The sequence below is a fragment of the Rugosimonospora acidiphila genome, assembly GCF_039543385.1.
Taxonomy (GTDB): Bacteria; Actinomycetota; Actinomycetes; order Mycobacteriales; family Micromonosporaceae; genus Rugosimonospora; species Rugosimonospora acidiphila.
The window spans coordinates 24,875-43,729 of sequence record NZ_BAABJQ010000033.1; the positions used below are offsets into that span (position 1 = coordinate 24,875).

13 protein-coding genes are annotated in these 18,855 nt (G+C 70.5%); 11 read left to right on the forward strand and 2 right to left on the reverse strand.

The genetic code is table 11. The annotated features are described in order from the left end of the window. Window positions 1-661: 661 nt before the first annotated feature. The 10 genes from ABEA87_RS35770 to ABEA87_RS35815 all read left to right on the forward strand — a co-directional run bounded on the left by ABEA87_RS35770 (window position 662) and on the right by ABEA87_RS35815 (window position 13,907). Window positions 662-1,201: a DUF222 domain-containing protein gene (locus tag ABEA87_RS35770; protein ID WP_345637475.1), complete on the forward strand. Its 540-nt coding sequence runs from the start codon at window positions 662-664 to the stop codon at window positions 1,199-1,201. After that, on the forward strand, window positions 1,095-1,778 hold the full coding sequence (locus tag ABEA87_RS35775; RefSeq protein ID WP_345637396.1) for an HNH endonuclease signature motif containing protein: 684 nt from the start codon (window positions 1,095-1,097) through the stop codon (window positions 1,776-1,778). Before ABEA87_RS35770 ends, ABEA87_RS35775 begins: the two co-directional genes overlap by 107 nt. Before the next feature lie 449 nt (window positions 1,779-2,227). Next, window positions 2,228-2,665 carry an SRPBCC family protein gene (locus ABEA87_RS35780; RefSeq protein WP_345637398.1) on the forward strand — a complete coding sequence of 146 codons (438 nt, stop codon included), beginning with the start codon at window positions 2,228-2,230 and terminating at the stop codon, window positions 2,663-2,665. A 960-nt stretch (window positions 2,666-3,625) separates the two neighbouring features. After that, on the forward strand, window positions 3,626-4,390 hold the full coding sequence (locus ABEA87_RS35785) for an IclR family transcriptional regulator (RefSeq protein WP_345637400.1): 765 nt from the start codon (window positions 3,626-3,628) through the stop codon (window positions 4,388-4,390). A gap of 166 nt (window positions 4,391-4,556) precedes the next feature. Beyond that, window positions 4,557-5,678, forward strand: coding sequence for an MBL fold metallo-hydrolase (locus tag ABEA87_RS35790; RefSeq protein WP_345637402.1), 1,122 nt, complete (start codon window positions 4,557-4,559; stop codon window positions 5,676-5,678). A gap of 81 nt (window positions 5,679-5,759) precedes the next feature. After that, the gene (locus tag ABEA87_RS35795; protein WP_345637404.1) at window positions 5,760-7,238 is read left to right on the forward strand and encodes an FAD-linked oxidase C-terminal domain-containing protein; all 1,479 of its coding nucleotides are present in this window, start codon (window positions 5,760-5,762) and stop codon (window positions 7,236-7,238) included. Then, window positions 7,238-8,365, forward strand: coding sequence for an FAD-binding oxidoreductase (locus ABEA87_RS35800; protein WP_345637406.1), 1,128 nt, complete (start codon window positions 7,238-7,240; stop codon window positions 8,363-8,365). The genes ABEA87_RS35795 and ABEA87_RS35800 overlap by 1 nt, the downstream gene beginning before the upstream one ends. Next, window positions 8,366-9,826, forward strand: coding sequence for a (Fe-S)-binding protein (locus ABEA87_RS35805; RefSeq protein WP_345637408.1), 1,461 nt, complete (start codon window positions 8,366-8,368; stop codon window positions 9,824-9,826). A gap of 30 nt (window positions 9,827-9,856) precedes the next feature. Further along, window positions 9,857-11,662 (forward strand): L-lactate permease, encoded by a 1,806-nt coding sequence (locus ABEA87_RS35810; RefSeq protein WP_345637410.1) that lies wholly within the window; start codon window positions 9,857-9,859, stop codon window positions 11,660-11,662. Window positions 11,663-11,732: 70 nt separating this feature from the next. Further along, window positions 11,733-13,907: a right-handed parallel beta-helix repeat-containing protein gene (locus ABEA87_RS35815; protein WP_345637411.1), complete on the forward strand. Its 2,175-nt coding sequence runs from the start codon at window positions 11,733-11,735 to the stop codon at window positions 13,905-13,907. 299 nt (window positions 13,908-14,206) lie between these two features. Here ABEA87_RS35815 and ABEA87_RS35820 read toward each other — a convergent pair whose 3' ends face one another. Beyond that, complete coding sequence (locus ABEA87_RS35820) at window positions 14,207-16,954, reverse strand: helix-turn-helix transcriptional regulator (protein ID WP_345637412.1); 2,748 nt, start codon at window positions 16,952-16,954, stop codon at window positions 14,207-14,209. 159 nt (window positions 16,955-17,113) lie between these two features. Further along, entirely contained in the window at window positions 17,114-17,881 is a 768-nt protein-coding gene (locus tag ABEA87_RS35825) for a cutinase family protein (RefSeq protein ID WP_345637413.1), read from the reverse strand. Window positions 17,882-18,308: 427 nt separating this feature from the next. Here ABEA87_RS35825 and ABEA87_RS35830 point away from each other — a divergent pair, with 427 nt between their 5' ends. Further along, on the forward strand, window positions 18,309-18,563 hold the full coding sequence (locus ABEA87_RS35830; RefSeq protein ID WP_345637414.1) for a hypothetical protein: 255 nt from the start codon (window positions 18,309-18,311) through the stop codon (window positions 18,561-18,563). The last annotated feature ends 292 nt before the right edge of the window (window positions 18,564-18,855 follow it).

Genomic DNA, 18,855 nt, shown 5'->3' on the forward strand with positions numbered 1-18,855 from the left:
ACGGCAGGCTAACCCGGATTTCACAGTTGTCAATCGGCCAGGAGCGGGGCCAAGCTCCTCAGGCGCGCCGGCGCGCGCCGTTGGCTCGGCCGGCCTCGGCCGGACCCGCGGGTACGCTCTCGGCCAGCCGGTCATGCAGGACACGCTGTCCGGGCTCGGTCCGCGCGAGGTCGAGTGTGCGCCGGTAGGCGTCGTGGGCCTGGTCGCGCCGGCCGGAGCGACGGAGCAGGTCGGTGCGGGTCGGCCTTTTTGGCGATGACGCCGACCGGGGCATCCTGGCCCGCGTACGGATCCCGGCTGGAATCTTCCCCTAGTCACGCGCCTCATTGGCTGTAGAAATAACGGGCCGGGTTGCTGTGCGTGGACGTTGGTGGTGGGGCGAGTCTGCGGCTCGGCCCAGAAGGGTGGCCGGCCACGCGTTCCATCCGGCAAGGCCCCAGCCGGGTTCGTTCATCATTCACGCATTTGGCCAGTGACCCGGATCGCTAGGCCCGAGAGTGTCAGACCTCATCAATAGTGTTGGTTCGTGGACGGGGATCCGTTGATCGGGCTGGAGCAGGCGGTGCGGTCGCTCGCGCGCGCGTCGGTCTGGGCTCAGTCCCCGCAGGTGTTGGTTGACTGTTTGGATCGGGCGTATGCGTTGGCGTCGCGGTTGGACGCGGTGCGGCTGGGTTTGATTCGGGAGGTCGATGGGCGGGACCTTGCCCGGCGGCAGGGTGCTACGACGACGACCGCGTGGTTGCGTGACCGGTATCGGTTGTCCGGGGGTACGGCGGCGCGTCAGGTGAGGCTCGCCGCGGCGTTGCACGGCGGGTTGCCGAAGACGGTGGAGGCGTTGGCCGCCGGCACGGTCAATCTTGAGCAGGCTCAGGTGATCGCGGCCGCTGTCCCGACTTTGCCGGGGCATGTTCGGGCCGAGGGGGAGGAGTTTCTGGTTGGGCAGTGTGCGGTGTTCGGGCCCAGGGAGTTGGGTCGGCTGACCAGCCGACTGCTGGACGTGGTCGCCCCCCAGGTCGCCGAGAGGCAGGCCGCGCAACAGTTTGGCCCGGGACGAGGACCGTGCCCACGCCGACCGGTGCCTGTATCCGACCGACGTGCCGGGCCAGGCGAGGGTGCGGTTGACCGGGTGGCTGGATCAGGAGTCCGCCGCCGTGGTCCGGGCGGCGATCGACCCGTTGTGCGCACCCCGACCGGCCGATGAGGCGGGGTTGCGTAGCCCGCAGCAGCGACGCGCCGACGCCCTGGTGGAGGTATGCCGACTCGCCCTGGCCGGCGGGGAGTTGCCCGACAACGGTGGGGACCGGCCGCAGGTAACCGTCACCGTCGACCTGGACACCCTGCGCCGGCAGATCGGCGCCGCCACGTTGGACGATGGGACCGTGCTCAGCCCGGCCGCCGCGCGTCGGCTGGCGTGTGATGCCGGGATCGTGCCCGCCGTGCTGGGCAGCACGGGTCAGGTCCTGGACCTCGGCCGGGAACGGCGCCTGTTCACCGGCCCGATCCGCCGAGCCCTGGTGCTACGCGACCGGGGTTGCGCGTTTCCCGGCTGCGACCGCCCACCCAGGTGGTGCGACGGGCACCACCTCATCAGTTGGCTGGATGACGGGCCGACCAGCCTCGACAACGGGGTCCTGCTGTGCGCACACCACCACCGGGTAATCCACCAAGGCGACTGGCAGGTCAGAGTCGCCTCCGACGGGCTACCCGAGTTCATCCCACCCCGATACCTCGACCCCGACCAACAACCCCGCCGCAACATCTACCACCGCAGGCAATGACACCCACCGGCAACAATCCATCACCGCGAACGCGGGCCCGCCGAGCGCCGGCTCGCCGCTGGCAGCACGCCAGCGTCTGGTCGCGGGTCGTCGCGGCGTCGATCTGAGTCTCAGACGGCCGCCGCCACTGCCCACCGGTGCGCCCGGCCACTCCGCTGCTGGCTCCGCTCGACTGGCCGGACACGCCCGAGTACGTCCAGGCTCTTCGCGGGCGGCGAGGATCGGCGTCGCCGGGGGAAAGGCCGATTACGACAGTTGGCCGACGGCGGCACGGCGGCCGAATTGGCGCGCGCCGCCGGGTACTCGGAGCGGATGATGTTCCGTCTGCTCCGGGTGCTCTATCGCAAGCTACCGGCGCGCAACCGCACCGAGGCGTAGGTACGCCCGGGGTCGCGGCGGGATCCAAGGTGGGATGTACCATACGGTACATCTGCGGTATGGAGGTTCCCGTGACGATCGAAACGACGACGACGAGCAGCGCCAGCATCGCTGCCACCTGGGCCGCGCTGACCGATGTGAGCGACTGGCCGCGCTGGACGAAGTCCATGACCTCGGTCGAGCGCTTGGACGAGGGTGACCTGCGGGTGGGTAGCCGGGCGCGCGTCAAGCAGCCGGGCATGCCGTCGATGATCTGGCAGGTTGACGATCTGCGGGAGAACGAGGGGTTCAGCTGGGTGGCGACATCGATCGGAGTGCGCGTCACCGGCCACCACTGGCTGTCCCGCAACCCGGACGGCACGACCGGGATCCGGCTCGCGGTCGAGCAGCGTGGGCCGCTCGCCGGGCTGGTCGGCGCTCTGACCGGTGCCCGCACCCGCCGGTTCATCGGGATGGAGGCGGCCGGGCTGAAGGCCGCCAGCGAGGCGTACGAGTCAAAGGCCGGCTGAGCGAGCCCAAGGTGCCGGCGAGCGGACAGGGCCGGCTGAGCGAGCAGGACTGCTGAGTGGACAGGACTGGCTAAGCGAGTCAGGGCCGGCTGAGCGGGTCAAGGCCGGCTGAGTCAAGATACCGCTGGCCGAGCGGGGGCGCACCACCGCCGACGGTTGCCGTAGCGTGCCGGCGGTCGGCCGGATCTGGCTGCGACGAGCCCGAACATCACGGTGTGCACCAGCGCCGGCCCGATGACGACGTCGAGGCCCAGCGCCGGGATGCGCGGGCCGAGCGGCGACCGGGATGCGCGGGCCGAGCGGCGACAAGGCGATCGCCGCGACGACGGCGTGCGCGTGCGATCGTGGTACCCGCCCGGAGGTCTCCCGGCGAGGAGCAGGCGGCGCCGGCCCACGATGCGCGGTCACCGGTTCGTGCGTCGGATCCTGGCGTCGGTGGATGACCCGTTCGAAGCTGGTGGCGCAACCGCGCCGGCTCCACTGGTGCGGCCCCACCCGCGGCAGGGCAGGAGTAAGGCACACCGCGTTTGGCCACGGCGTGTCGCGCGACCGCTCACCCCGCCGCGCTTGTCGCGCGACCACTCACCCGCCGCGCTTGTCCTTTGTGGACACGATCGAATGCGTCGCCGCTGACGGTCGGATGAGTCGACGGTCGGATGTACTGAGGGTCGGATGGGCTGACGGTCGGATGAGCTGAGGGTCGGATGATGGGCAGCCGACGAACCACCGTGGGTTGCCGGCGAACCGCCGTGGCGATCGGTCTTTTCGGGTGGTCGGCGAGTTGGGGATCACTGCTATAGTTCCGTGATGCGAAATGGGAGATTTCCATCATTCGAAATCTTTCATTCGCAATCCGAAGTCTAGGGACTGAGCGTCGAGTCCTCAAGAGGGCACGGTTCGACAAGAGGGCACTGGTCGACTCGACGGATACCGGTCGCGAATGTCGTGGGAGGCGGTGGCATGGACAGCAAGCCCAGCGGTGTGCAGTCTCTGGACCGGGCGTTCCAGCTGCTTGAGTTGCTGGCCGACGCCGGCGGCGCGATGCGGCTGGCCGAACTCGAAACGGCGACCGGGTTGCCGCTGCCCACGATCCACAGACTGATCCGATCCTTGATGCACAACGGGTACGTGCGCCAGGAGCCGTCCCGCCGGTACGCGCTCGGACCGCGGCTGATCCGGCTGGGTGAGACCGCGGGGCGCACGCTCGGGTCCTGGACCGGCCGGCAGCACCTCGCCGAACTGGTCGACCAGATCGGGGAGACGGCGAACATGGCCGTGCTCGAGGGAGATGCCGTCGTGTATGTGGCCCAGGTGCCCTCCGCGCATTCGATGCGGATGTTCACCGAGGTGGGCCGGCGGGTGTCCGCGCACTGTACGGGTGTCGGCAAGGCGCTGCTGTCCCAGCTGCGCGACGACCAGGTGCGGGCGCTGCTGCGCCGCACCGGGATGGCGGCTCAGACCGCGCGCACGCACACCGATCCGGAGGTGCTGCTCGGCGAGCTCGGCGAGATCCGCGAGCAGGGTTGGGCGCTCGACGATGCCGAGCAGGAGATCGGGGTGCGTTGCGTGGCGGTGCCGGTCAAGGGCGCGCCCATGCTGGCCGCCATCTCGGTGTCGGGGCCGTCCGGGCGGATCACGCTGAGCCGGGTCGCGGAGATCGCCCCGCTGTTGCAGGCCGTCGCGGTGCGTCTCGGCGAGGAGTTGCGAGGCGAGCTGACCCGCTGAGATTCCTCCTCTTTGCTCCGGTTTCACGGCGTGCCGGCGATCCTCAAAAGATCGATGTGCGTCTTGACACCGGAGTCGCCTAGCTGCATTCTTCCGTTGTCCGATAGAAATCTATCGAGTTACGGAGTCCAACACGCAGCTAGACCGACTCGGGAGGAGAACCCGAATGCAACGTCGCGCACGCACCCGGATCATGCTGCTGACGGCCGCCCTACTCCTGGCCGGCGCCGGTGCCGCCGCCACACCCGCGTTCGCCCAGAGCGCCAACGGCCATCCAAAACCACCGCACCCGTCGCCGTCCCCATCGCGTGATTACGACGGCGAAATCCTCGCGGCTCAACAGGCCGCCAAGACCGCCGCGGGTCTCGAACACCTCGGCACCCTCAACCGGGTCTGCTTCCTGCCCCCGGTCAACGGTGCGCCGAGCGACAGCGACGTCACGCCCGGCTACATTCTCGACCCGTCCAAAGCCCCCGCGAAGTCGACCTGGTATGCCGACTCGACGCAGGTCTTCGACGACCTCTACTGGGTGGGCGGAAGCATCCACAGTGCCTGGCTGCTCAAGACCAGCGCCGGCCTGATCCTGTTCGACAGCGGCTACCAGTACAGCGCGCAGACGCTGATCCTCGACGGCATGAAGAAGTTCGGTCTCAAGCCGACCGACATCAAGTACATCTTCATCTCGCACGCCCACGCCGACCACATCGGTGGCGTTCAGGTGGTGCAGCAGGCCACCGGAGGCAACGCCCGGGTCGTGATGGGCGCGGCCGACTGGGACGCGGTGGCCGCGCACCCCAAGCAGTTCCTCGGCCAGACTCCGGACTTCAGCACCGGCATCCGGGTCGGCACCAAGGACATGGACATCCGGCTCGGTGACACGACCATCCACGTCGTGCCGACCCCCGGCCACACCCCGGGCACGAACTCCTACATCTTCACGGTGCACGACTACGGTGTGCCGCACGTCGTGGCCTACTCCGGTGGGACCGCGCTCGGGTTCCAGAACGACGTGCCGAACCCGGGCATCCACAACCTGCAGGTCTACATCGACTCGGCCAGGAAGATGCAGGCCGAGGCCGTGGCCTCCGGTGCGGACGTACTGCTGTCCAACCACAGCGAGTTCGACAACGCGTACGTCAAATCGCGGATGATGGCCAGCCGTGGCTTCGGCCCCAACCCGTTCGTCAACGGCAAGGCGTCGGTGAAGAGCTACTTCGACGTCACCGCCGAATGCGCCCTGGCCGACCAGCTTCCGCTGGAAAAGATGGCGGCGCAGCAGCACCACTAGCCGTCCCCTCGCATCGGGGCGGCGGCGCCCATCGGCCGCCGCCCCGCTGTTTCGACCGGTCGAGTTACCCCGAGGTGCCCGATGAGTTCGCCGACTCAGGATGTGCCTTCGCCCGCACTGCTGCGCCTCGCCGACCGCCTGCGACGGCTGATCGGTGCGGCGAAGGTGATAACGGATCCAGGCCAGTTGCGCACCTACGAGTGCGACGGGCTGACCGCCTTCCGGGTACGCCCGGGCGTGGTCGTTCTGGCCGAACACCGCGACGACGTGGTGGCCACGGTCCGGATGTGTGCCGAGCAGAACGTGCCGTTCGTCGCGCGGGGCTCGGGGACGGGCCTGTCCGGCGGTGCGGTGCCGGTGGCCGACGGAGTGCTGATCGTACTGTCCCGGCTGCGCCGCATAGTGTCGGTGGATCCCGACAACGCCCGTATCGTGGCCGAGCCCGGCGTGATCAATCTGTGGGTCACCCAGCAGGCGGCGCCGCACCGCCAGGCGTACGCTCCGGACCCGTCCTCGCAGCAGGTGTGCAGCATCGGTGGCAACGTCGCGGAGAATTCCGGCGGTGCGCACTGTCTGAAGTACGGATTCACCGTCAACCACGTGATGGGCGCGGAGGTGGTCCTCGCCGACGGGGCCGTGGTGCACCTGGGCGGCAGCGCGCCGGAACACCCCGGCTTCGATCTGTTGGGCGCGTTCGTCGGCAGTGAGGGCACGCTGGGCGTCGTCACCCAGGTGACGGTGCGGCTGATCCAGGTGCCGGAGGCCGTGCAGACCATGTTGGTCGGCTTCCGCAGCGTCGAGGACGCGGCCGGCACGGTCAGCGACATCATCGCGGCCGGAATCCTGCCCGCCGCCATCGAGATGATGGATGCCCTGGCGATCGAGGCGGCCGAGGCCGCCGTGGCGTGCGGCTACCCGGACGGCGCGGTGGCGGTGCTCGTCATCGAGCTGGACGGCCCGAGCATTGAGGTGGACGAGAACTTCCGCCAGGTCCACGCGCTGGCCGGGGCCAGGAACGCGTTCGAGATCCGGATCGCCCGCGACGGCGACGAGCGGGCGCTGATGTGGCGGGGCCGCAAGTCGGCGTTCGCCGCGGTGGGCCGGATCAGCCCTGCCTACTACGTGCAGGACGGGGTGATCCCGCGTACCCGGTTACCTGAGGTCCTGGCGGAGATCGACCGGCTGGCCGCGGTGGCCGGGTTGCGCGTCGCGAACGTGTTCCACGCCGGCGACGGCAACCTGCACCCACTGATCCTGTTCGACGACACGGTCGACGGCGCGGTCCACACGGCCGAGCGGCTGGGATTCGAGATCCTCGACGCCTGCCTCGCCGTCGGCGGCTCGATCACCGGCGAGCACGGGGTGGGGCTCGAGAAGAAGGCGAAGATGGCCGACCAGTTCAGCGCCGACGACCTGGCCGCCATGCAGTTACTGCGCTGCGCCTTCGATCCGGCCGGGATCGCCAACCCCGGCAAGCTGATGCCCACGCCCCGGCTGTGCGGGGAGCGGCCAGGGGTCCGGGTCGGTGCGCCCGATCCCGCGCTCGGCGAGGTGTTCTGATGACGAGCGCACCCGAGGGCGTGATGGTGGCCGGTGTGGCACCGGTCGAGGTGGTCGCGCCGGCCACCCCGGGCGAGGTGGCCGACGTGCTGCGATCCACCACGGGCACCGTGGTACCGGTGGGCGCCGGTACGAAGACCGGATGGGCGGCGCCACCCACCTCCTGCGACCTGGTGCTGCGTACGACCGGGCTGAACCGGATCGTCGAGCACACGCCCGGCGACCTGGTCGTGGTCGCCGAGGCCGGGGTGCGGCTGGCGGATTTGCGGGAGCGGCTGGCCGGACACGGCCAGATGCTCGCGCTGGACCCGCCGGAGCCGGAGGCGACCCTGGGCGGGATCGTCAGCGCGAACGCGTCGGGGCCGCGCCGGCTGCGCTACGGCACCGTGCGTGACCTGCTGATCGGGGTGACCGTCGTGCTGGCCGACGGTACCGTCGCCAGGTCCGGCGGCAAGGTCGTCAAGAACGTGGCCGGGTACGACCTCGGCAAGCTGTACACCGGCGCGCACGGCGGTCTCGGCGTCGTGGTCTCCACCACGTGGCGGCTGCACCCGCGCCCGCCCGCGGCCGGCGCGGTGGTCGTGCCGGTCACCGGTGCCGCCGAGGCCGGCCGGCTCGCCGCGCTGGTGTGCCGGTCCACGCTCACCCCGACCGCGGTCGAACTGCGCTGGAGCGGCTCGGACGGCGAGTTGGTGGTGCTGTTCGAGAGCATCCCGGCGTCGGTGGTGGGGCAGTGCCGGGCGACGGTCGCGCTGCTGGGTGGTGGGTCCATTGTGGACGCCGTGCCGGACTGGTTCGGCGTGCGGCCGGTGGGTCAGATCGTGCTGCGGCTGGCGTTCGCGCCGTTCGCGCTGCCCCGGGTGCTGGCGGCGCTGCCGCCCACGGCCGGCGCCACCGTCTCGGCGGCCACCGGGGTGGCCTACGCGGCCGTACCCCGCGACGTCGACCTGGCCGCGCTGCGGGCCACCATCGCCCCGTTCGACGGGTCGGCCGTGCTCCTGACCGCGGTGCCGGGGATCGACCACTGGGGGCCGGTGCCGGACTCGTTCGCGTTGATGGAGCGGGTGAAGGACCAGTTCGACCCGCGGCGGCGGCTGTCGCCCGGCCGGCTGTTGGGAGGGCTCTAGATGGCCAACCAGCTCGACATCGAGTCGGGTATACCGGTGGCGCGCAGCGCGCCGGCCGCGACCGTGGGGCTGGGCATGCCCGGCTACGGTCCACCGCCGGCACCGGCGTTCGACACGCACCACCCGCCGGACGCCGCGCTGCTGGCCGACTGCGTGCACTGCGGTTTCTGCCTGCCCACCTGCCCCACGTACGTGCTGTGGGGCGAGGAAATGGACAGCCCGCGCGGGCGCATCGACATCATGAAGGGGGCGCTTGTGGGGGACGCGTTCGACGCCAGCAGCGTGCGCCACCTGGACCAGTGCCTGGGCTGCATGGCCTGCGTGAGCGCCTGCCCGTCCGGGGTCCGGTACGACAAGCTGATCGAGGCCACCCGCGCCCAGCTGGAACGCCGGGTGGTGCGGCCCCGCGCGCAGCGCCTGCTGCGCGCCGTGATCTTCGGCCTGTTCCCGTACCCGCGCCGGCTCCGGGTGCTGCGCGGGCCGCTGCGCGTCTACCAGTTGACCCGGCTCGGCCGGCTGCTGGCTCGCGCCGGCGTGCTCGGCCGGCTGCCGGCGCCGCTGCGGGCGATGGAGTCGTTGGCGCCCCGGCTCGGCCGCGTGCACCCGCTGCCCGAGCGGGTACCGGCGGTGGGCACCCGGCGGCGCACGGTCGGGCTGTTGACCGGGTGCGTGCAGGGCACCTTCTTCCCCGACGTCAACGCCGCCACGGTGCGGGTACTGGCCGCCGAGGGCTGCGAGGTGATCGTCCCGCGACGGCAGGGCTGCTGCGGGGCGCTGTCCTCGCACGCCGGGCGCGAACCGCAGGCACTGCGATTCGCCAGGCACGTGATCGAGACCTTCGAGCGGGCCGGGGTGGACACGGTGGTGGTCAACGCGGCCGGCTGCGGCTCCAACCTCAAGGACTACGCCCACCAACTGCGCGACGAACCCGGCTGGTCGCCGCGCGCGGAGGCCCTGTCCGCCAAGGCCAGGGACATCGCCGAACTGCTCGACGAGTTGGGCCCGGCGGCGCCCCGGCACCCACTGCCGGTCACCGTCGCCTACCAGGACGCCTGTCACCTCGCCCACGCCCAGGGCGTGCGCGACGCACCCCGCCGGCTGCTGCGCGGCATCCCCGGCGTCGAGGTCCGGGAGATCGCCGAGGCCGAGATCTGCTGCGGCAGCGCCGGCACCTACAACCTGCTGCACGCGGACTTCGCCCACGAACTGGGCGAGCGCAAGGCCGCCGCCGTGCTCGCCACCGGTGCCGAAATCATGGTCACCGCCAATCCCGGCTGCTGGATGCAGGTGGCCACCACCTTGGCCCGCCTCGGTCACCGCATGCCGGTCGCCCACACGGTCCAAATCCTGGATGCCTCGCTGCGCGGCGTGCCCGCGGACGAGCTACGGCGCCTGGCGCTCGACGGCCCCGGAACCGTCGCCACCGCCACCGCCGCCACCGCCGCCGCCACCACCCCATGACCCCGCCTGCAGACAGAGAAGGGGTTCGCCATGCAGGTCATTGCTGAACATCATCAGGACTACAGTCCGCTCGCCCACTCGCTCGGTCTATCCTCACTCGTCGCGATCCTGCCGCTGCTGGTGCTGTTCGTGCTGCTCGGTGTGGTCCGGATGCGAGCCTGGCTCGCCTCGCTGATCTCCGTGATCGTCGCGCTGATCCTCGCCGTCGCGGTCTACTCGATGCCGTTGTTCGACGCGGTCAACAGCGGGCTGTGGGGCGCCGCCTTCGGGTTCTTCCCGATCATGTGGATCGTCATCAACGCGATCTGGGTCTACAACCTGACCGTGGAGACCGGCCACTTCGACATTCTGCGCCGCTCGTTCGCCTCCATCAGTGACGACCAGCGCGTGCAGGCCATCATCATCGCCTTCTGCTTCGGCGCGCTGCTCGAGGCGCTCGCCGGCTTCGGTACGCCGGTGGCGATCTGCTCGGTCATGCTGATAGCGCTGGGATTCCGGCCGATCAAGGCGGCGTCCATCGCGCTGGTGGCGAACACCGCGCCAGTCGCGTTCGGGGCGCTGGCCGTACCCATCACGACGCTCGGCGGGGTCACCGGGCTGCCCGTCAACGACCTCGGCGCCATGGTCGGCCGGCAGACCCCGATCCTGTCCGTCATCGTCCCGCTCGGCCTGGTGCTGATCGTGGACGGCCGGCGCGGCCTGCGGCAGGTCTGGCCGCTGGCCCTGCTATGCGGGGTGGTCTTCGGGGTGTTCCAGTTCCTGGCGTCCAACTACTGGTCGGTCCCGCTGGCCGACATCATCGCCTCACTGGTCTCCGCGCTGGCCGTGCTGCTGGCCACCCGGGTATGGCAGCCGGCCGAGGGGTACATCGAACCTCAGGACGACGAGGATCTCGCCGGCGGTGGCACCGGCGTCCCGGCCGGCGGTGTGGGCGTGCGCGAGCCGGTGCCCGCGGGCGGCCCCGGCACCGCCCTGCGTACCCGGATCCCGGCACCCGCGGGCGGCCGCGACGGCGCGCGTACCGCGACGCCGGTGGGCGCGGCGACCGGCGTGCGGGACACTCCGATCGAGGTGTTCAAGGCCTACGCGCCGTACCTGGTGATCATCGTTGTGTTCGTGCTCGCCACGCGGGTACCGGCCATCACCGGCACGGCCCCCACCAAGGTCGGCCAGTCGGGTACCGGCCTGGAGTCGGTCACCCAAATCATCAACTGGCCGGGGCTGCACATCTTCAACAGCGCGGGCAAGGCCGTCGCCACGACCTTCAAGCTCAACTACCTGTCGGCCGCCGGCACCCTTCTACTCATCGCCGGTCTGCTCACCCTGCCGATCCTGCGCATCGGCGGCGGCCGCGCGGTGCGCGCCTACGGCCGAACCCTGAACCAGCTCAAGTTCGCCATCCTGACCGTGATGCTGGTGCTGGGGCTCGGCTTCATCATGAACCAGTCGGGTGAGACCACCACCCTAGGCCTGTGGGTGGCCGGCGCCGGTGGGGCGTTCGCGTTCTTCTCACCGATCCTCGGTTGGCTCGGCGTCGCCGTCACCGGCTCGGACACGTCGTCCAACTCGCTGTTCGGCCTCCTGCAGGTCACCGCGGCCAATCAGGCGGGCCTGTCGCCGAGGCTCATCGCCGCGGCGAACTCCTCCGGTGGTGTGCTCGGCAAGATGATTTCGCCGCAGAACCTGGCCATCGCCGCCTCGGCCGTGGGTCTGCAGGGTCGCGAGGGTGACCTGTTCCGCCGAGTCATCGGCTGGAGCCTGCTCTTCCTGCTGTTCATGTGCGTGATCGTCTACCTGCAGAGCACCCCGGTGCTCAGCTGGATGGTGGTCGGCTAAGGCCGGCACCGGCCGCCCGCGCAGCACGACAGTCAGCCATTTCTGACCCGATCGCGAAGGGACACCTGGAATGACGGAGATTCGTCGACGCGACTTCCTGGCCACCGGCGCCGCTCTCGGTGGCGCCGCCATCGTGGGTGGCCTGACCGGAACCTCCGCCGCCGCCGCTAGCCCGGGCGCGAGCGCGGATCGCAAAGGGAACCGGCCGGATGACAGGCCCAAGCCGCCGCAGCCGGACGACCGGGTGCAGCCGGGCGACCTCTACATTGAGCCGCCGACGCTGACCTGCCTGGGATTCGAGTGGCGCATCGAAGGAGACGACAACCGCAACGCGTCGGTGAAGGTGGAGTACCGCAAAAAGGGCAGCAGATCGTGGACCCGCGGAATGGACCTGTTCCGGATGAACGGTGAACGCGTGCTGTCCAACGTGCGGTTCGATGTGATCAGCCCGAACATGTTCATCGGCAGCATCCTCGACCTCGAACCCGATACCGAGTACGAGGTGCAACTGACGATGGCCGACCCCGATGGCGTACGCGGCAACGGACGCAAGAACGTCTCGGTGCGCACCAGGCCGGAGCCCGTGCCGTACCCGCACGGGCGGGTCTTCCACGTGTACCCGCACGGAACTCCGGACGACGTCAAAATCCAGCCCGCGTTCGAGGGGTTCAACGACGCGTACAACAACTCCGGTTCCGGCACTGACATGGCGTGGGCGACCCGCCCCCGGGTGCGGCCGGGCGACACCCTGCTGGTGCACGCCGGGCTCTACAAGTACTCACGCGAGTTCTACACGAACACCGCCTCGCTCGACCGTACCCACTTCGAGGGCACCTACTACCTGCGCGGTAAGGGCACGGCCGACAAGCCCATCGCCATCAAGGCGGCCGGCGACGGTGAAGTCATCTTCGACGGCAACGGCTGCTTCAACCTGTTCGACCTCAAGGTCGCCGACTACCACTACTTCGAGGGAATCACCTTCCGCAACACCGAGCTCGCGATGTGGGTCGGCTCGCAGCACGAGGCGGGCGCCAAGGGCCTGACGGTCAAGAAGTGCCGTTTCGAGGATGTCGGGTTCGGCATCTGGACCAACTACTCGGGCTCGAGCAACTTCTACATCGCCGACAACGTGTTCCTCGGCCGCAACGACCCGGATCACGTGATCATCTGGAGCGATCCGTCGGACACCGACTACCTCGGCCAGCCGTTTCCGCCCTCGATGGGCCAGCCGTCGACGGACACCGTACCGCCGCGCTACGGCTCCTACCTGGCCATCAAGGTCTACGGTCAGGGCCACGTCATCTGCTACAACGAGGTACGCAACTTCCACGACGGCATCGACTGCGAGACCTACGGCAACCCGGACGGCTCGTTCGCGACCGATCCGAACCTGCCCGACACCACCGACGGTCCGAAGTACCCGCCCAAGGAGTACTGGGACCTGCGGCCGGTCGCGATCGACGTCTACAACAACTACATGGACAACTTCCATGACAACCCGTTCGAGGCCGACGGCTCCCTGCACAACTACCGCATCATGCGCAACCTGATGCTCAACTGCGCCTCGCACGGATTCTGCAACCAGCCGACCCTCGGCGGCCCGATCTACTGGATCCGCAACGTCGCCTACCACATGCCCCGGGGCTCGACCCGAGGCGAGGCCACCGGCGCCATCTTCTACAACAACACCATCCTGTCGGAGACGGCGCCGACCGGGATCGGCAGCAACATGCACTGGAAAAACAACCTGATCCTCGGCGAGGGCTTCACCGACCGCATCTTCGACGTGTCCACGAACACGAACTACACCTCATCGGATTACAACGGGTTCCGCGTCAATCCGGGCGTAGCGGCATCGTTCCGCTGGACTTCCCCGCCGTTCGGCGTGGCGTCGGACCAGCCCGCACCCGACCACACGCCCAGCCTCACCGCCCGGGACTTCGCCACCCTGGCCGAATACAGCGCGGCAACCGGCCAGGACAAGCACAGCGTCCTGGTCGACTACGACGTCTTCGTCAACGTGCCAAAGCTGGACGCGCAGGACCCGGCCCAGCGGACGAAGCGGGTGGACATCACCGACGTCGACTTCCGCCTGCGGCCCGGCTCAGCCGCGGTCAACGCCGGAGTGGTGATTCCCAACGTGACCGACGGCCACACCGGCAAGGCGCCGGACCTCGGCGCCCTGGAGACCGGCAAACCGCTTCCGCACTGGGGTCCGCGCCTGCAGGGCCCGCACTGGAAGTAGCGCGGCGGACCCTCCACGACATGCCGACGACTACCACGGCATGCCGACGAATGCGGCATGACGACGAATACGGCATGACGACGAATACCGCGGGGGCGGTGGCGCTGCCGCCGCCCCCGCGCGTACCCCAGGTTCGGCGCGTCACCAACCTCGCCTGAGCGCTACGCCACAACGCCAGAGACCCACGCCGCCCCTGCGAGTGCTCGGACTCACGTGGCACGAATCCGGTCAAACTCCTGCCTCGCTGGCGCCCCGTCCAACCGGCCGTGCATCATGGATGATCCCGCCGGCCGCCGGTATCAGGTCAGCAGCTTCACCAGTTCGGTACGCGAGCGCACGCCGAGCCGGGCGAAGATGTTGCGCAGGTGATGGTCGATGGTACGGGGGCTCAGGAACAGGCGCGCCGCCACCTCGCGGTTGGTCGCGCCGTCCGCGACCAGCCTGGCGATCCGCTCCTGCTGCGCCGTGAGCAGGCCGTCGGCGCTTGCCCGCCGGGGCTCCACGTGATCGCCGGCGGCGCGCAGTTCCGTGGTTGCCTGTGCGGTCCACCGGTCGGCGCCGAGCACCCGGAACGTTTCCAGGGCGCTGCGCAGATGTTCGCGCGCCGCGGCGGGCCGGCGGCGCCGGCGCAGTTGCCGGCCGTACAGCAGCTCGGTGTGTGCCCTGGCGAAGCCCGGCGGACCGAGGGCGTGCTGGCGCAGCGCCTCCCGGAAGTACTCCTCGGCCTCAGTCGCGCCGCCGGCCAGCAGGGCGTGGCAGCGCGCCGACAGGGCCAGCCAGGTCGGGTTACCGGTGTAGGCGGCCCACAGGTCGAAGATGCGCACCGCCTCCGCGGGTACCGTCCGGTCCGCGCAGCGGGCCGCCGCCTCGACCAGGTGCGGGGTCGCGGCCACCTGCACCACCAGGTTGCCCCGGCCGGTACCGATCGCCAGTAACCCGTCCAGGCGGTCGACCGAGGACTGGAACTGCCCCTCCATCAGATCGAGCAGGGCCAGCGCCCACTGCGCGAACGCCTGCGGCTGGCTGAGCCCGTCGACGCCCTGGTAGGCCCGCGCCTCACGCAGCAACAGCAGGCAGCTGTCCCGGTCGCCGTTCAGCGCGGCGAGCACGGCCAGCGTCCCCAGGTGATTCTCCACCAGGTTGCGTTGACCGGTGGCCCGGGCCAGCCGCAATCCCTCCAGCGCCGACGCCGACGCCTCGTCGTGCCAACCGAGAGCGAACTGGGCGAACGCGGCGGACTCCAGCGCCTGGGGCACGACGACCGCGTTGCCGGTGGTTCGCCCCAACTCGGCCGAGCGCGTCGCCAGCGTGAGCGCCAGGCTGTCGTCGCCGAGCAGCACGCCGGCCATGCTCATCCGGGACAGTGTCACCGGGTCGTCGAGGGCCGGCGCCTGCGCCAGTACCGGGCCCAGCAGCCCGGAGGCCGAACGGTAGTCGCCGCGCAGGATCGCGGCCATCCCAGAAAAGTAGGCGAACAGTGGCCGTGGACCCTGCGGCTCGCCGGCATGCCGCAATGCCAGCGCCTGCGCCGCCACGTCGGCGTACTGGGAGTGCCCACCGCCCAGGCACAGCGCCTCCCCGGCCAGTAGCAGGGCGCCCGCCGCCAGTTGCTGGTTGCGGCCGGTCAGCGCGCCGGCCGCGGCGAGCAGCGCGTGCCGCGCCTCGGTGACCGCGCCGACGCGCAACTCCAGCTCGCCGGTGAGCAGCACGGCCCGGGCGCGTACCGAATCGGGCACGTCCGGCCGGCGTACCCGGCGGATCAGCACCCGGGCCCGGTGCGGCTCGCCGGACAGCCACGCGTGCCGGGCGGCGCCGAGCAGCGCGGCGGTGGCCGTGCCGGCGTCCGGGCTCAGCTGTGCGGCGCGTTCCAGTGCGTGCGACGCCGGTCCGTGCGCGGCGCCCCGGGCGGCCCGGATCAGGTCGCGGGCCAGCCCGTCGTCGAGCCCCGGCGCGGCGGCGGCCCGGTGCAGGACGTGACGCACCGGGTGTCGGCGCGGATCGAGTACGCCGGCCAGCAACAGATGTGCGTCCTGGCGTCGGGCCAGGCTCGACTCGTGGTACACGACGCCGCGCAGCAGCGGCGGGTCGAACCCCAGCGCGGTACCGGTGACCCGGAGCAGCCCCGCGGCTTCGGCCGGTTCCAGCGCGGCGATGTCGACGCCGGACGCGGCGGCCGCCGCGCGCAGCTCGGGTACGTCCAGCTCCTCGTCGGCCGCGGCGAGCAGCAGCAGCCAACGGGTACCGGGGGGCAGTGGGGCCAGCCGGGCCTTGTAGGCGCGGCGCAGTGCGCTCTCCGGCGGCAGGGTGACCGGGACGGGTGCGTCCCCGCGGCGCTGTTCGGGTGACAGCGACGCGGCAAGGTCGACGAGGGCACGCGGGTTCCCGCCGGCGGTCCTGGCCAGCAGCCCGGCCAGGTCTCCCGCGAGCGAGTCCGGCGCCACCCGGTCGGCCAGGACCTGTCGGCTGGCCGCCGCGTCCAGTGCGTCCACCCGGAGCGTGGGCAGGTCGGCGAGCGGCCCGGTACCGTCCTCGTCGCTGGCGGCGGCGAACAGCAGAGCCACCCGCTCCGCGGCCACCCGCCGCGCGGCGAACGCCAGTACTCGCAGGGAGGCACGGTCCAGCCGGTGCGCGTCGTCGATGCGGCACAGCACCGGCAGGTCCCGAGCCGCGGCGCACAGCAGGCCGAGCCCGGCCACGGAAAGCGCGAGCCCGTCGTCCTCCGGATAGTCGCCGTCCAGCGCCCGGGCCAGCCGGCGGGCCTGGGCCGGAGGTAGTGCCGCCGCGTAGTTCATGGCCGGGCGCAGCAAGCGGTGCAGGCCGGCGAACGCCAGCCCGGATTCGTCCCCGGCGCCGTCGGCGGCCAACACGGTGAACCGGTCGGCCGCGGCCGGGGCCTCGTCCAGCAGGGCGGTCTTGCCGATGCCGACCGGACCGGACAGCAGCAGCGCACCGCCGTGGCCGGCGGTCGCGTCGGCGAGCAGGCCGGCCAGCACCCGCTGCTCCCGTCCGCGACCGCGCAACGCGATCTTCGGGGTTCTGGCTGTCACCGCCATTTTAGGAGTGTTACCCAGCCGGTCATCGATGTGAAGACTATCGATGTATAGCGGCCCGCCGGGCGATCCGCGCGAAACGCCCACCGCGGCGGCCGGGGCCGGCGCGGTGGGCGCGGGACGCGTGCGGGTGTCGAGCACGCGCGAACTCGCGGGTCAGCCGCCGATGCGGCCCAGCACGAACTGGGTGGCGGCGCTCTGGTACCGGTCGAGGTAGGTCAGGTGGACAACGGTGTTCAGGCCGCTGTCGCAGAACGTGTCACCGCTGTCGCAGTAGGAGTGGATCCGGCTGGCGTACTGCGCGAGCACCTGCAGCTGGGCCGAGGTGCGGGGGAACAGCCCGTTGCGGCGCGACGTTCCCAGGTCGTACGACTGGTTGACGACGTGCCGGGGATCGCCGAACTGCACCACCGCGACCACCTTGCTCGCGACCGTGGAGCTGACGGGCGCGGTGGTGGCGCCGAGGGTACCGCCACCACCGCCACCGAGCACGTCACCAACCACGTGCGCGCCCTGCGAGTACCCGACCAGCACGATCTTCTGGTTCGGGCAGCGCTGCACCTGCGAGGTGAGCTGCTGCTTCAGCGCGGCGACGCCCTGAGCGGAGCTTGCCGCGTAGTTGGTCAGCGTGGCCGGGTAGCTGACCGAGGCCCGGGCGACGGTCTGGCCGCTGCTGTTCACGATCTGGGTGACGAGGCTGCCGCTGATCCCCTCGCCCGGCGCCTCGGTGGAGGCCCGGGCGGTGATGATCTGCACGGCGGCGCAGCCCGAGCCCGGCGCCGGTACGGCGCTGGCCGGCGCCGCGGTCGCGGCCAACGCGAACCAGCCGGCGGCGCTGATGGCGGCCAGGGCCGACAGCCGTCCCAGGTACCGGCGGGGACGGTCGGCGGACGGACGCGGGTGGACGGTGGTGGACGGGTTCACGGGCGTTCTCCCAATCTCTCGGGCCGATCGGCCGGATCGGCTCCCCGGCCGGCGGTGCCGGACCGGGAAGGGAAGCTCAGTACCGGGCCGCCTCGGCGTGGACGGTGTGCCGGCGGGAACGGCCGCCTGACCACCGCGTGGACCACCACCGTCCACCGCGGCACCCGCTCACCGCATCGGCGAAATCACCGGCCTGTTTGTGGCGCCGATATCCGCCGACCGCCGCCGACCGGCTCCCGTGCCGGCGTACGAACGCGAACCGAGCCCGGTCGCGTACTTCCCGTGGGTGGGCAGACTGTGCGTGCTACGCAAGCACGTGAACGCCAGACCGGTGTCAACCAATGCGAGGTTCCGTCGCATGTGGTACTGCGCCCGTAGCGCGAGATTCGTTAGGCTGGCGCCAAAACGGACGGACGGGAGGGCTACCTTGGCGTCGATCGACGAGATCATAGGCCGGATCCAAGCCGCAAGCCAGAAGGTCAACGAAGCCGCACAATCGCTCGACGCCGCTGAGAATACCGCTCGCCAGCTTCAAGCCGCGATGGCAGCTGTCGGCGTGCAAGACAAGGCCGCGCAGTTTGCCCAGGTCGAGAACGTGATCCAGGGGGCGCGGCAACACTTGCTCGGCAATCAGGAGATGACGAACCAGGCGATCAACCTCGCCAAGCAGGCCGGAGGTTGAAGAGGATCCGGCGGAGCTTCGTGGAGTCCCGGCGAGGCCGCCGGCAAGGGGCGCAAGCGAGAACGTCGAACGAAGAAGAAGCCCTCGGGAGACCGCCGGTACACCGAGTGGCGTGATCGAGCGATCAAGTACTCTCCGTACGGCGTCGGGTTGGCGTCCGGCACGTATGAGGCCGTTGTCAATTCGAATAAATGGGTAACCATCGCCATCCTCGTCGGCACGACGGGCGTAGGCATAGGGAAAGACAAGTGGGACGAATTCCAGGAAGAGCGCAGGAAGCACAAACGGAAGG